This is a genomic window from Allobosea rubneri (assembly GCF_032464875.1).
Lineage (GTDB): Bacteria > Pseudomonadota > Alphaproteobacteria > Rhizobiales > Beijerinckiaceae > Allobosea > Allobosea rubneri.
On sequence record NZ_JAWDID010000086.1, the window covers coordinates 1 to 15535 of the forward strand.

Here is a 15535-nt window from a genome sequence, read left to right on the forward strand (position 1 = left end):
TCAATGCCAGCAACAGCCAGACCGGCCGCACCGACGCCCGCTGCGCCGCCGGCGCCTCGCTCTTGGCCTCGCTCGACGCGAGCGAGATGCCGAGCGCGAGGCCGCCGGCAACCGTGGCGCCGAAGGCGTCCGAGCGGCCGGTCTGGCTGTTGCTGGCATTGACGCTGGTCGCCCCCGTCACCGTCAGCGTTCCGCCGAGCGTCGCCTTGACCTCGTTTTTGAGCGTCCCCTTCGCGACGGCGGCGCCGGCCGCCGCGGCAAGCCCGCCGGCTCCGGCACGCGCCTCGATCCGGGCGGCCGAGCCGGTCCCGTCAGTCGAGCTGGCCGTCACGGCGATGGAGCCGGTGGTCACGCTGATCTGGTCGAGACGCGCCGAGACCTTGTCGCCGACATCGGTATAGGCGGTCGCCGCACCGACGCCCGCTGCGCCGCCGGCGCCGACGCCGCTGGCGATGTTGCTGGTCGTGGTCTTCGACAGGGCCGAGACGGCGACGGCGCCGCTGGTGATGCTGCCGCCGCTCACGCTGGCGCTGGTAGCCGAGCCGGTGCTTTCGAGCAGTGCGGCGGCGCTCTGCGCGGTCGGCGCAGCGATGCGGCTGCGATTGGCCGTGAAGAAGCCGTATTGCTGGGCCGCGTAGTTGCGCACCTCGGCATCGGTGGCCGTGCGGCCGAGGTCGGCATTTGCTTCGGCTTGATAGGCGTCGATGCCGGCCGTGGACAGCGTCAGGACGCCGCTGCTGACGGTGCCGTTGGCGAGCAGGCGGGCATAGGCGTCGTTGGCGGCGCTGCGGATCTGGTCGTCGCTCGCATCCGGCGTCGTCGCGGTGACGCGTGTCCGATAGGCGCTGACGCCGGCATCGCTGAGCAGATAGCCGACCGCTCCGGTCTGGAAAGCGGCATAGCGGGCGGCGGCCCAGTCGCGCACCTCGGCATCCGACGGGTTGGCGACGCCAAGCGCGCTCGCCGCGGCGCTGCGCAGCGCGACGACCCCGGCATTGCTCAAGGTCAGCGTGCCGCCGGAAACCGTGCCATTGGCCAGCAGCTCATTGTAGTCGGTCTGAGCGGCGTCGCGCAGGGCGCTCTCGCTCATGGCTGCGCCAGTGGCGCCTCGATAACTGCGATAGCTGACGAGCCCGGCAGCGCTCAGGACAAGATCGTTGTTGCCGGCGGTGAGCTGGCCGATGCGGGAGAGCGTGCCGCCCCCGCCCGAAGTGAGCTCGCCTTGCGCCGCGGACGGTGTCCCGGTGCCGACCGAGATCAGCGCGACCGAAGCGCCGATACCGGCCGAGCCGCCGATGCCATAGGTGATCGTCTCGGCGCTGACCGTGCGTTCGGAGGTGGCGGAGGCCGACACCGTGCCCGGCGCAACCAGGGTCGAGCCCTGGATGTCGGCCTGGACGCTGCTGTCGAGGCTCGCAATGTTGGCGGCTGCGCCGGCGCCGAAGCTGCCATTCGCTCCCGCGGCGGTCTTCGGCGTGATGTTCGTCGTCTCGAAAGCGGTGACGCTGATACCGGCCGCACTGGTGACGCTGCCGACGGTCTGCATCGCATCCGGCCGGGTCGTGACCCGCGCGCCATAGAGCCCCGCCCGCGTCTCGTTGTCGACATCGACGAAGCTGACCATGCCGGCGACTCCGGCAAAGCCACCTGCCGCACCACCGGTCGCGAGCGTGGTGAAGGTGTTTCGGCTCGTGGCCGCGACAGCTAGGCCGCCATTGAGGTTGAGCACGGTCTGGCCGGAGCCGCCGCCGATCGTCGCCAGCGTTGCATTCTTGCTGGTGCCGACGATGAAAGCGCTGCCGGCAGCGACGCCGCCGGCAGCGACTGCAACCGTCTGGGCGTGGAAGCCGTTGCGGCTGTCGGCGGTGACACCGACCCGCCCCGCTGTGACCAGACCCTGGTCGAGCGCGGCGTTCGTCGAGGCCGCGAAGGTGTTGACGACGCCCAACGCAGCGGCGCCGCCGAAGCCGAGAGCGAAACCGGTCACATTGCTCGCCGCCGATTGAGAGGCGTTCGCAGCGACATCGAGCGTGCTGACGCCGCTGCCGCTATAGCCGGGCGTCGTCGTGCCGGTGGTCGAGTTGGTCAGCGCAGCCCTGGTGCTGCGCTTCATGATGTTGCTGGTGTTGGCTCCCGCGGCGGCGACGCCGCCGACCGCGCCGACGTTGATGAAGGTCGCGGCATAGGAATGGCTCGCCGCCTCGACGGCGATCGCGGTGCTGCCCGTTCCGGTCAGCCGGGTATCGACCTGGCTCGCATCGATCGTCGCGCTGGTGCTGCCGCCGAGCACGTTGCGGATCGGCACGATCGCGACCGCGCCGGTGATCGGGAAAGCGGCGATGCCGCCGGTGACCGCATTCGCCAGCACGGATTGCTGCGACGTCGCGACGACCCCGAGACCATGGATGCTGCGCGCGGTCATCGCGAGCGAGGGCTGTGCCGCGCTCGGACTGTTGGCGGTGCTGAGGTCGAAAGCGGTGAGAAGTTGGCCAGCCCTATAGCTCAGGGAACCGGTTCCGCCGGCCTGCGCATCGACGGTGCTGCCTTCGATCCTGGCGATCGTGTCGCCACCGACCGTGTTGTCGACGACGGAGACGCCGCCGGCTAGCCCGGGGGACGCTGCTGTCACGCCGAGTGCGCCGGCCGAGACCGTGATCCGGTCGGTATTGGCCGCGAGCACGCCGAGATTGTTGCCGGCGATGATATCGGCGCCCGTGATCGTCGCGCCGATATCGGTGGCGACGTTGTTGTTGGCGACCGAGCCGGCGAGCCCGACATTGCGCGCCATGGCAATGCCGATGGCGACCGTGTCGATCGTTGCGGTCGACCCGGCCGCGAGCACGACATCGCCCGAGGCACGAATCTGCGTGCCGCCGATTCCCGCGGCGACGTCGTTGGCGATGCTGCTGTCGACGATCGCGAGGCCGACGGCGGCCACACCCGTGCTGCCGGCGAGCGTGCCGGCCCTGCCCTCGATCTCCGAGGCCGCCTGAGCCTGCACGGCGACGTCGCGGCTCGTGATGCTGCCGCCGCTGATGCGCGCTCTGATGACGTTGTCGATCGTCTGGTGCGCGACGGAGGCGACGCCGGCGAACTGGCCGGTCGCGATGCCAAGGCCGACCGCGATGCCGGTCAGTGTCGCCCCGTCCCGGGCGACGACGCTGACGTCGCCGTCGGCCGTGACCGTGGCGAAGTCGATCGCCGCGATATGCGACTGAGCGATCGTGTTGCTGAGCACCGAGACGCCGACATTGTTGTCCCCGCCCTGCAGGGCGCCGACGATGGCCAGGACGGCCGCGCCTTCGGCAATGGCCGTGCCTTCATTGGCTGCCGCGCCGGAGAAGTCGACCTCGGACCGGTTGGCTGCGGAGACGGTCTGGCGGCCACGGATGATATCGTCATAGACGCCGATCCGGCTGCCATCGGCGAGCACCACGACGTCGCCCGAGACCGAGATCGTCGCGAGCGTCCCGCTAAGGCCCGAGATCGCCGCGTTCGTCGTCGGCGTGACCCGGTTGATGACGAAGGAGCCGGCGAGGCCGTTGCCGCCGAGGCCGGCCGTGATGGCCGAGGAGATGATGCGGCTGGCATTGGTCGCCCTGACCTGGAGCCGGTCGGCGCCGGTGAGCGTGGAGCGCGTCACCTTGGCGCTGACCGCGTCCTCGCCATCGGGATCGCGGATCTCGGCATAGGTTAGCGCGATGCCGGCGCCGTTCTTGGCGCCGGCATAGGCAGCGCCGCCGCCGATGCCGATATCGGTCGTCTGATAGGCGTCCACCGTGACGAGATTCGACACCCAGGGGTTCGTCGGTGCGATCAGCGCGGAATCGGTGATCGAGGCTGCGACGCGGTTCGTCACCAGCCCAAGCGCCACCGACATGGCCGCGGCGGCGTTCCCGCCCGCCGAGCCGGCCAGGCCGAGCCCGACGACCGTGGCGCGCCCGCCGGCCAGCGCCTGCACGCTGGTGTTGCCGATATCCGTGAGGGATGAGTGGCTGATCCGGGCGTCGGTGCTGTTGTCGAGCTTGGCGAAGGCGATCGCGCCGGCCAGGGCCGCGCTCGTGCCCTGCCCGCTGCCCGTGAGATTGATCGCGGCGGAGCCCGAGCCCAGTTCGAGGATGGTCGAGTTCACTGCAGCGACGGCGGTGGAAACCGAATTCGTCTTGGCCTCGATCCTGGCGCCGTCGATCCAGGCCGAGGTCCCGAGCTGGGTCGAGGCGACAGCGGCGCTGCCGGCCAGGGCGAAGGACGGCTTTCCCCCGCCCTGCGACGCGCTGGCGGCCGAGACGACCGTGAAGAACGGGTCGTCGGTGACGAAGTCCATCGTGCCGTCGACGATCGCCGCCGCGACCGAGGCCGCCGACAGCCACCCGGTGGTCGCCGCCTGGACGCTCAGCGAATCCGTCACGATACGGCCGGGCGTGGTCCCGGCGCCGCGTAGGCGATCATCGGACAGGTCGCCGGAATTGTCGCCGATATAGCCGCGCGTCACCGTGGTGGCGTCGATCCGGCCGACGGATACGCCGGCGCTGCTGCCACCGGTGCTGGCCCCGACGATCCCGCCGCTGACCGACAGCACCGAGACGGACTGCTCCGCCTTGACGGCCACGACATCGGCGGTGACGAAGGCGCGGTTGCTGATCGAGGCCAGGGTCTGGTTGTTCAGATTCGCCAGCCCCACCATGCCGCTCAGCGCGGCGCCCTGCGCCCTGCCCGAGGAGGTGACGATCACGTACATCTCGTCCGTCGTCGTGGCCTTCACGTCCAGCCCCGACGCGGTGATGGTCACGCCGTCGGCGATGGCGGCGACCGTCCTGCTGGTGCGGCCGATGTTGAGGAGGGCCCCGCCTGCCGCGGAGCCGGCGCCGCCATTGAGGCCGCCGGTCAGGCCGAAATTGCCGCCGCCATCGATGCTGTGCACCTTGGTCTCGGCGACGACGCTGACGGCGTTGCCCCAGTTCTGGACATGGCCGTCGGCCAGCGTCTTCGTCCAGGGCGTGGCCGACGCCGTCGTGTTCAGGGTCGCCCCGCTCGCGACATAGGCAGAGGTCTCGTTGTCGACGCGGAAATAGCTGACCGAGCCGGCGAGGCCGAGCTGCTGGGATTGCGAGCTCGCGTTGGCGTAGCTCGTCATGATGTTGTTGACGACGCCGAGATTGCCGTTGAGGTGCGAGACGACCTCGAGGGGGCCCGCCCAGTTGGTCCAGGTGTTCGAGATCGGCATCTCGTTGGTCGCGCCGACGCCGACCCGGAAGGCGTTGACCGTCACGCCGGAGCCGATGAAGGCCGTGGAGTCGTGCGCGTAGTTGCCGACGCCGATGCCGAAGGAGAGCGAGACCTGCGCCTCGGGCTGCGCGCTCGTCGGATCCTTCGAGTTCGAGTTGATCGAGCTGTCGGCGATCAGGCGCACCCCGAAATCGGACTGGCGGCTCGCCACCACGACGTTGCCGTCGGAATGGAGCGTTATCGGCGCCGTCGAGCCCGGATCGGCAGCGATCGCGGCCCTGGCGCCGAGGCTGCTGTCGGCGATGGCGATGGCGCTTCCGGCCTTGACGGGAACGCTCGACGAGCCGCTCGAGAGCTTGCCGAAGAGCTGGCTGAGCAGGGTCGAGACCGTCGTGCCGCTCGGACCGGCGTTGAAGATCAGGTTGTCGCCGACAGTCGTCGAGGCGCTGGTGGCGTTCTTGGTGGTGTCGGAGACGGCCGACACGGTGACGCTCTTCACCTTGCTCGCGCTCGTGCCGAGCGAGGCGCCGAGCAGGGCTTCGGCTTGCGCCTTGTAGTCGGAATAGGCGATCGAAGCGCCGGCCACGCCGCCTGACGCGGCGATGGAGTTGGCCGAGGTCGAGAAGGAGTTGGTGTTGAGCGCGGTGACGCTGACGTTGGTGAGGGCGCCGGTGGTGATCGTCGCGCCCGAATGGATCTTGGCCGAGGTGGTGACGTCGACATTGCCATAGGCGACCGTCGCCGCCGCGAGCGCCGTGCCGACGGTGACGGAGATGGCGGAGACCCCGAGCTTGACGTCGTTCTCGGCGCTGACCGCCAGGTTGCGCCCGACATTGATCGTGGCGCCCGAAGCGATGTCGGCCGTGACGGTGCCGGAAATCTCGCCGATCGAGACGGCCCCGCCGAAGACGTTGCTACCCGTGATCGTGATGGCTGGCAGCGAGGCTTCCTGCCGACCCGTGGCGGTGATGCCGACGTCGCGCGTCGCTTCGATCGTCGCGCCGTCGACAATCTGGACCCGGCTGGTGATGGTGCTGCCGACATAGCCGCCGTTCAGGCCGAGCGCGGCGCCGGCGACGGTCCGAGCCGCCAGCGCGACCAGCGGACCCGCCGAGGGATCGATATAGGACGCGACCGCCGTGGCATCGGCCTTCAGCAGAACGTCGCGGCCCGTGATCGTGCCGTAGATATCGATGGTCGAGCTCGCGCTGGCGCGGCCGCCGATCAGCGTTTGCGAAGTCGTCGCGTCGAGCGTCACGTCGCCAGCGAGAAAACTGCTGCCGGCGCTGACCCCGGCCAGCAGCTTGCCGCGGACCTCGATGTTCGGCGCGGTGAGCGTGATGTTGCCGGAGCTGCCGGTCGTCGGGTTGAGAGCCGAGAGCTCGCCATTGTTCCGGTTGAACTGCCTCGTGTCGATGATCCCGTCGCCGAGGATGGTGATGCTGTTCGTGGCTTCCAGCGACACATTGGCGCCGTTGGTGATCATGTTGGCGCTGCCGCCGGTCCCGATCACGATGTCGGTCGGGTCGATATAGAGCAGGCCCGCCTTGCCGTTGCGTGCCGACAGGTCGACATCGATAGCGCCGAGCGTGACGGTGTTCTTCGCGCTGAGCTCGAGGAAGCCGCCATCGCCGGTGACGCCGGCGGTGCCGCGGAAGATCGCTCCCGACTGCACGTCGAGGTTGGTGTCGGCGAAGATCACGGCCGAGCCGCCCTTGGCCGCGACCGAATGCGCGCCGCTCACATCGATCACGGCGCCGCGCGCGATCGAGATCGGCCCCGCCGAGCGGATCGAGACCGTGCCACCATCCGCCGTGTTGACACTCGGCTGGCCAGATGCCGAAGCTCCGGAGTTGGCGCCGGGTGCGCTGCCCGTGGCGTCGATGCGCGCAGTCGCGGCGATGGAGGTGCCCTTGCCGGAGCGGATGGCGACGGAGCCGGCCGGGCGGCGTGCCGTGGCCTTGGCGTTCAGCGTTCCGGAAATCGAGGCCGTTCCGGCCGCGACGATCTCGATGCCGCCGCCCCGGCGCGCAACCATGGCGCCGCCCTGCTGGAGACCTGCGGTGTTGACGCTCTGCGAGAAGGCTGCCCGGTGCTGGCGGCGACGCTCGCCGATATCGACCGCGGCGGTGTTGGCGTTGATCTGACCGGCAACGCTGACGGTGTGGCCGTTCAGGCTGACGCCGCGGCGCGCATTGATCCGGCCGTCGATGGTGATCGTGCCATCGGGCGAGATCGGCACGTCGTTCGCCCGCAGGCGCGCCGCCATCGCTTCATTGACGGTGCCGTTCGGCCCGATCACCTGGTCGAGGAACGCCCGCGTCGGCGTGTTGACGGTCAACTGGCCGGTATTGATCACACCGCTCGGGCCGACGGTGAAGCCGGCCGAATCCGAGAAGTAGACATGGCCGCCGATCTGGCCGTTGCGATACGAATTCAGGATGCCGTTGATGACGACGGGCCCGTCGCGGACGATGTTGACCAGCGCGCCGGTGTTCTGCGGCAGGTGCATGTTGACGGTCGTGCCCGCGCCCTGCTCGAAGCGGGAGAACGAATTGTAGCCGGCTCCGCCCGAGACCGTCTGCGTGGTGATCGTCGTGGTGGTGCCGCTGACCGAGACATTGGTCTGGGTGCGCCCGTCCGGCGTGATGATGTTCTGGGCGAAGGCCGGTACGTTCCAGAGCGCCAGCGCCATCGCCTGGCCGACTAGGCAACGGTCCCGCCAGGCCGCTAGGACCGAGCGCGGCCTCGGCGCGAATGCGTCGCGCTGCCGGGGGCCGACTGCGCGCGGCGCGATGGCCGTGGCCGGACGGAGCGAGCGACGCTTCGACATGTCAGAGGCGCTCCTTCGCGAGCGCGTCGAGCGCCTGATCGAGGCCACGGCTGGAAAGTGGCAGGGCAAGCTCGCGGCCGGCCGCATCCTTGAACAGGATTCGGCCCTGCTCGCTCGCCTTGCGCCATTGCTTCAGGGCGTCGTCGCCCGGCGCGGCATCGGCGTAGCAGGCAGTCGGCAGGCAGCGCCGCCAGGGCAGGTCGACCGGCTTGGCGTCCTTCTCGCCCATGACGATCTGCACGCTGCCGGGGAAGGAGACGCTGACCGGCATCACCGCCGTGATCCGCACCGGCTCGTCATTCCCGAGCCGCCCGAGCGCGATCTGTGCGATCGGAGCCTGCTGGCCTTGCGCCTGCAGGATCTGCGCGACTTCGCAGACCCGCATCGGCTTGGCCGCGTCGGCGATGCGCTGGCATCGCAGCGTCCAGTCGCCGAAGCTCGCCGTGGTGCTGCTCGGCTCCGGCGATACCGCCGGCGTGGCTGGTTGGGCGACAGGCTGGGCCGTCGCCACTGCGGGTGCGGGCGGCCGGACGGGCTTGGGAGGAAGAGGCTGAGCGTAGGCCGAGCCGGTTGAGATGGTCATGACCAGGCCGAGCCTCGCCCAGCCGGACATTCGTCGCTTCGCCTTCACGTCACACCTCGACACAGCCCCCCACCATTCCGGCAGCGCGCCGGAACGGCTGTGCATCAAGGAAATTCGCGTCTCTCGGCGCAGCCCGCGGCCATCAATGGCCGCGGATTGGAGATCAGGCAGACATGCGCCGAGGCGATCCCGCCCCCGATGAACGGTCAAAAATTCTCAGATTGCTCTCTCATGTGCAATACGCGTTTCAAAAATGGTCACATGCCCAGATCACTCGGATGCGCCGACCTCAACCCAGGGTAGTGACTTCGGTCGATGTCGACGGGTGGGCTCGCTCGCCGGCCGAAGGGGATCTGCGTCCATCCGCAAGCTCACGCGACGGGCTGCTGCGAGCGTCCCCGTGCCCCCACGCTGGCGATCAGCACGGCGCTGAGACCAAGGGCGACCGCGATCAACCCGAACATCGCCCAAAGCCCGATCTGGTGGATCAGCGCGAAGAACACCAGCGGCACGAAAACCGAAACGAGCCGCCCGATGCCCCATGCCAGTGAGGTCCGCGAGGAGCGCAGGGCCGTCGGGATGATCTCGGCCGCATAGACGCCGAGCACGCTCGCATAGATGGCGGAACACAGGGCGAACGCGATGCCGATCCCGATCAGGGTGACGAACTCGGTCGCGGCCGCGAAGCCCAGCCCCAGCAGGATCATTGCGACGGCGCTGGCGATCAGGCTCGCCCTGCGGCCGATCCGGTCGATCACGAGGGCCATGAGCAGGTTGCCGATCACCGGCCCGAACATGATCAGCCCGGCCGCGACCACGGAATCGCTGATGCTGAACTGCTTCTGGACCATGACGGCGCCGCTCATCAACGGGAAGCCGATCGTCGCCCAGGGGGCGAGCGCATAAAGCGTGCAGAGCAACAGCAGACGCTTTCCGACGGTCAGCGTTTCCCGCGTGTCGGCCGCCGAGGCGGAGGTACTCAGGGGAACCGATATCACAGCGGCGTCGTGCTTTCGCCCGCCGAAGCGGCGCAGAGCGGCCTCGGCCTCGCCGAGACGACCGGCGGCGGCCAGCCAACGCGGCGATTCAGGTAAAAGGCTCAGCAGCGCAGCGGCGACGACGGCGAGGATGGCTCCGGAGCTCAGCGCCCAGCGCCAGCCTTCGAGGCCGAGAAAACTCGGCGTGGTCGCGCGCATCAGGAAGATGATGGCCGGGGCGCCGAGAAAGGCGAGGCCCGCGCAGAGGCAGACCATGGTCCCGCGCAAGCGCGGCGGCATGACGTCGGCGAGATAGGCCGCGATCAGCGGTGGGCAGGCGCCGATGCCCAGCCCTGACAGGAAGCGGAAGCCGATCAGAGCGGTCGCATCATCGCTGGCGGCAGCGCCGATCGAGCCGATCGCGACGACGAGGAGTGCCGCCTGGAGAGCGAAGCGGCGGCCTGTCCGGTCGCCGAGCAGGCCGAAGCCCGGGGCACCAACGGCTCCGCCTGCGAAGATCGCGGCGAGGAACAGCGAAAGCTCGGTTCGCGTCATGCTGCGCGGCGGCGCCTGGAAGACCGCGCCGAGCGCATTGCCGAGCGCGACCTCGGCGATATCAGCAAATAGTGCCAGCGTGGTGACGGCGAAGATCGCCAGCCTGAGCCGGCAGAACGGCAGCGCATCGAGACGCGCCCCGATCGAGGGCTGCGCCTGGCTGTCAGGCGACGGCTCTGCCTCCTCTGACTTCCTCAGCATGGCGGGCCATCGGAATGGCCGTGAACCATCTCCGGAGTTCCGATGACAGCCGTCGGCGAGGCAGGCTCTGGCGTTCTCGCCGCTGCGTCGAAGGCTGCGCCGATGATCGCGAGCTTCGCCGCCTGGATCTGCGCGTACTCGGCGCGAAAACGCCTCGAGAGCCAGATCGGCGAGCGCCCTGGCGTGCCGCTCCAGCCAAGGCCTCCGAGGGCCGCCGCCGCCGCCACCGTCCTGCCCGTGTGCGTGCGGGACAGATTAAGTCGGCGGGCGAGCGCGGAAACCGAGGTGACGTCGGTCAGCGCCTGTTCCTGAGCCGGCGCTGCGTCCCAATCCAGCCCGACGATGAGACGGTCCATCAGACTGCCGCCATCATCCACCGAGGCGAATACCGCGTAGATCGGCGCCGGGGCTCGAATAAGCTCGCAGCCGAGCAGGCCGTCGGCAACGCCGGATTCCATCTTCGCCAGCAGCATCAGGTCCGCCTTTCGCAGGCGTTCCACCCTGTCCCCGCCATCGAGCGCATCGAGCGCCGCCAGATGCAGCGCGTACCACTCGGTCAAGGCCCACAATGTCGATGGCGCGGGCTCGACCAGGCCGGCGCCGCGGCCGGAGGCTCCGATTGGCCGGATCAGCCCGTAATGCAGCGCTTCGGCGAAGAAGGCCGTGGCCGTGTTGCGGCTCGCCAGCCGATGGCCTAGCGCTTCCTCGAGGAATTCGGCCCGAGACAAGCCCGGCCGGCCGGCGCGGAGGCCGCGAAAATAACGCGACAGCGCCGCATGCGACATCAGCCAGCGCTGCTGCGTCGCAAACTGCGAGGCGAGGCGCGGCGCGGCGGCCTGCACATCCACGAAGCCGGAGGCCAGGCGATGGATGGCGCGATCAAACTGCGGATCGGCCAGCAGCCGATCGATCCTCCACTCCAAAGACTGCATTGGCCCCCCGCAGGATGACGCCGCGCTTGTCCGCCACCCTCAGGCATTCTGCACAATATCGTGAAAATTGAGAAGAGGGCGCGATTGGTGCCAGGCAAATCTCTAGGGTCTCAGCGCTCGCCTTCTATCGTGCCGTGGAGCAAGGCCCGGACCATTCCTCGGTAGCGAAGATGCAGCCTGTCCGGAGCGATCGGAGGCAGGCTCTGATTGGTGCCGCGTGCGCCGTCGGCGAGCAGCTGTGCCAGATCCTCGGGGCTGATGCCGTTCTTGAGACGCAGAAGACCCTGCTGCTCCAGCTCCACGACGAACGCCGCCAATTCCGCCTGGAAGGCAACGGCTGAGCCGACCATGATGTCTCGGCAGCGCCGAAAGGCCTGGTCGTTGATCTCGATCGCGTGCGGCGACTGGCTCAGCCGCCGCCGCGCGTTGCCGTATCGGATGTCGAGAATGGTCGCCAGGATTTCGACGGCGTCGTGTCCTGCGGCGAGGGCCGTGCGTCCTGCCGCCATGCCGGCCTCGACGGCATTCGCATTGGCCTGCTCGATCAGAAAGCGGAACGCTTCTTCCTTGCTGCTGAAATAGTTGTAGAGCGTCCGCCGCGTGACATCGACGATCCCGGCGATGGTGATCATCGTCAGCTGCGCGTACCCGTGGTCCAGGAAAGCCCGTTCCAGCCGTGATACGAGCTCTGTGCGTGTGACCATCTATGACGCCCGGTTGATCGCCAAATCATCGCCCCGACGCTGGGACGCGATGCGATGACTCAGCGCGTCGCCTTCTTGCCCCGATTTGCCCGGGAACCGCAATCTGCGTCTGCGGGAACCCCTCCGTCGGTGAGCCATACCCGACCTGCTTTTCGGGGCTTTCCGAGGTCTCGCCAGCGCCCGACGCCTGCCTTCGCATTTAGCACATGCGCGGCCGCCGTTTGCTCACGAAGGCGTGGAGTCAAACATTGCGCTCAGGCGGGCAGGGGGCTGCGGGCCTTCAAGCCAGGATAAGGCGCGGTATGGCCGGGGCTCGGACCGGGCGTTTGCAAGCTCGCCGGAGCGCTCTGCCGCCCGATGGTCGCGGCCGGCATGCAGCCGCTTCAGCTGCCGAGATGGCGCAACGGCCGCCCCGCGAGCACTGCTGTCTCGATATCCTCGAGCCGGGCACCGCGCGTCTCCGGCGCGAAGGCGAGGCAGAAGCCGAGCGAGATCAGGCAGACCGCGAGGAACAGCCCGATCGCTCCGGAAAGGCCGATCGCCGCCACCAGCGAGAGAAAGGTGAAGGCGATCAGGGCGTTGAACAGCCAGCTCGTCGCCGAGGCCACGGCGATGCCGGACTCGCGGATCGCCGTCGGGAACAGCTCCGACATCAGCACATAGGGCAGCGGGCCGAGGCTCATGGCGAAGGCCGCGATGAAGATGGCGAGCCCCGCGAGTCCGACCCAGGGCCAGCCGAGCTGGGAGGCGAGGATCACGGCGGCGAGCCCGATCGCCATGGCGGCGGACCCGATGATCAGCAGCGGCCTGCGGCCCAGGCGATCGACCAGGGCGATAGCGGCGATCGTGGCGAGGACATTGACCAGTCCGAGGCCGAAGGTCGCAGCGAGTGCCGCGGTCCCGGCCGAAAAGCCGAGTTCCTGGAAGATGCGGGGGGCATAGTAGAGGATGCCGTCGATGCCGCTCAGATTTTGAAGCACGAAAAGCGTGCTGCAGAACACGAGGACTGCTGCCGTGCTGCCGCGAGTCAGCGCGGTGCCGCTTTGGTTGTCTGCGTGCGCGGGAGCCGCCGGAATCTCCTGCCATTCATCTGTGAGGCCGAGCGTGAGCGTCGCCTTCTCAACGGCGGCGTGTTCGCCCCGTGCGGCGAGCCAGCGCGGGCTCTCGGGCAGGAACAGGATCGCCAGCAGGCCCAGGCCGAGGGGGAGCGCGCCGGCGCCGAGCAGGATCTGCCAGGGCACGCTCGCGGCGAAGGCGAGGGTCGTGCCATAGGCGCCGAGAATGCCGAGCGTGATCGCGAGCTGGAACATCGAGACCACGGCGCCGCGGCGCTGAGCCGGCGTTGTCTCGGCCGCGTACATAGGCACCACCATCGAGATCAGGCCGATGCAGAGACCGGCAAGGCTGCGCCCAACCAGCAGTCCACCGAAGCCGATCCCGGCCAGGATCAGCGTATAGCCGAGCCCACCGAGTACAACCGCCAGCATGATCGTTCGTCTTCTGCCCCAGCGGGCCGAGATCGGCCCTGCTATGGCGGCACCGACGAAGCAACCGAGGACCAGAATTCCGACGACAAATTGTTCGCCGATCTCCGAAAGTTCAAACTCTGACTTTATAATATCCAGTACGCCAGAGACAGATGTTATTCCGAATCCGAATGCTATTCCACTCGCTAAAATTAGAGTCAAAATCAACTGAATTGGGCTAATAGACCTGAAAATCCAGTTATTTCCAATCATTTCAGATCTTTTCCAAAACTAAAGGCCGGATTTGCTGCTCTGTTTCATGCTACAAGCGCTTCGTTGGCCAGATCAACATCTTCAATCTCGTTGATCACGCCGCCAAGACGACGCATTGCTGACAGGGGGGAAGCGCATGACTGATCTGGCCGAGCAGGGATCGCGGGTTGGTCAGGAGCGGGCCAATCGGCTCGCGATCGATGGCGGCGTGCCGGTCAGGAGCGAACCTCTGCCCTGGGAGCTGCCGGGGGTGCACTGGATCGGCGAGGAGGAGCGCGAGCTGGTCGACCGCGTCGTGCGCGCGCGCAGCCCGTTCCGCTTCTACGGGCCAGACCCGCAGCACATGGTCGAGACGCTGGAGCGGGAATGGTGCGAGGCCTTCGGGCATCGCAACGCGCTCGGCGTGTCGTCGGGCACGGCGGCGCTGACGATCGCCTTGTCGGCGCTCGGGGTCGGCCCCGGCGACGAGGTCTTCGTGCCGGGCTATCTCTGGGTGAGCTGCCTTTCGGCGGTGGTGCGCGTCGGCGCCATTCCCCGCCTGGTCGATATCGACGAGACCTTCTGCATCGATCCCGAGGATCTCAAACGCAAGATCGGGCCGCATAGCCGCGCCGTGCTGTGCGTCCATATGAGCGGCGCGCCGGGCCGCATCGCCGAAATCGCCGAGATCTGCCGTGCCCACGGCCTGGGCCTCGTCGAGGATTGCGCGCAGGCGGCGGGCGCCTCGGTCGGCGGGCGTGCGGTCGGCCGCTTCGGCGATATCGGCATCTTCAGCTTCCAGCTGAACAAGAACATGACCTCGGGCGATGGCGGCATGCTCGTCGCCGAGGACGACGCGCTGTTCCGGCGCATCGTGGCGCTGCACGACCTCGGCTACCCCCGCAACGAGAAGGGCCGGCTCGACTCGTCCGACGAGGCCTGCCAGCTCTGGGGCATGGGCGCGCGCATGTCGGAGCTCGCCGGCGCGATGGCTCTGGCGCAGATGCGCAAGCTGCCGCGGATCACCGGCGCTATGCGAGCCTCGAAATGGCGTATCCGCGAGCAGCTGGCCGACCTGCCCGGCCTCAGCTTCCGCCATATCCCGGATCCGGCCGGCGATACCGGGCCGTTCCTGTTGATGCTGCTGCCCGATGCCGCCCTGGCGCGGCGCTTCGTCGAGGCGTTGCGCGCCGAGGGCATCGCCGGGCCACCCGGCAGTCTCGCCTGCATCACCATGCAGGAATGGGGCATGCACTGGTACTTCAACGTTCCCAGCCTGGTGCAGCGCCGGTCCAACAGCCGCGACGGCTTCCCCTGGAGCCATCCGGCCAACGCCTTCGCGAAGGATTATCATTACGGCGTCGGCGCGCTGCCGCGTTGCGACGAGTTCCAGGCGCGCGGCGCCCTGCTCGCCATCGGCTCGACCCTGACCGAAGCCGACGAGAGCGACATCGTCACCGCCTTCCGCAAGGTGGCGAACGGCCTCTTGCGCTGATCCCCGCGAACCCACGCCAACCAGAGCGCAGACGATGATCTATTTCGTAGCTGCCATCGCCGGCATTGCCGGCTTCCTGTTCGGCTTCGACGAGGGCGTCATCGCCGGCGCGCTGCATCTGTTGCGCGGGGAATTCACGATCAGCCCGTTCGACGAGGGGCTGATGACCGCCGCCGTGCCGCTGGGGGCGCTGGGTGGAGCGCTGCTGGCGGGCCGTACCACCGAAACCTATGGCCGCCGCGCCCTGCTGCTGGTCGCCGGCGTGCTCTTCGCCGCAGGTGCGTTGCTTTCGGCTGCGGCGGGGGCGGGCT

General features: G+C 68.5%; 8 protein-coding genes. 2 read left to right on the top strand and 6 right to left on the bottom strand.

The features are described from left to right. The 6 genes from RKE40_RS28230 to RKE40_RS28255 form a co-directional block, all read right to left on the bottom strand. A partial coding sequence (locus tag RKE40_RS28230) for a leukotoxin LktA family filamentous adhesin (protein ID WP_316021484.1) occupies positions 1-8059 on the bottom strand: 8059 nt, incomplete at its 3' end. Between the two features lies 1 nt (position 8060). Further along, entirely contained in the window at positions 8061-8642 is a 582-nt protein-coding gene (locus RKE40_RS28235; protein WP_316021485.1) for an invasion associated locus B family protein, read from the bottom strand. Positions 8643-9013: 371 nt separating this feature from the next. Then, on the bottom strand, positions 9014-10375 hold the full coding sequence (locus RKE40_RS28240; RefSeq protein ID WP_316021486.1) for an MFS transporter: 1362 nt from the start codon (positions 10373-10375) through the stop codon (positions 9014-9016). Next, a complete protein-coding gene (locus RKE40_RS28245; RefSeq protein ID WP_316021487.1) occupies positions 10369-11307 on the bottom strand; it encodes a hypothetical protein in 939 nt (312 codons plus the stop codon). The genes RKE40_RS28240 and RKE40_RS28245 overlap by 7 nt, the downstream gene beginning before the upstream one ends. Positions 11308-11417: 110 nt before the next feature. Continuing rightward, on the bottom strand, positions 11418-12011 hold the full coding sequence (locus tag RKE40_RS28250) for a TetR/AcrR family transcriptional regulator (protein WP_316021488.1): 594 nt from the start codon (positions 12009-12011) through the stop codon (positions 11418-11420). Between the two features lie 383 nt (positions 12012-12394). Next, positions 12395-13750: a sugar porter family MFS transporter gene (locus RKE40_RS28255; protein WP_316021489.1), complete on the bottom strand. Its 1356-nt coding sequence runs from the start codon at positions 13748-13750 to the stop codon at positions 12395-12397. 136 nt (positions 13751-13886) lie between these two features. Here RKE40_RS28255 and RKE40_RS28260 point away from each other — a divergent pair, with 136 nt between their 5' ends. Together RKE40_RS28260 and RKE40_RS28265 are read left to right on the top strand one after the other, a co-directional pair. Next, positions 13887-15224, top strand: a complete 1338-nt coding sequence (locus RKE40_RS28260; RefSeq protein ID WP_316021490.1) for a DegT/DnrJ/EryC1/StrS family aminotransferase — start codon at positions 13887-13889, stop codon at positions 15222-15224. 34 nt (positions 15225-15258) lie between these two features. Next, on the top strand, positions 15259-15535 hold a 277-nt coding region (locus RKE40_RS28265; protein WP_316021491.1), incomplete at its 3' end, for an MFS transporter.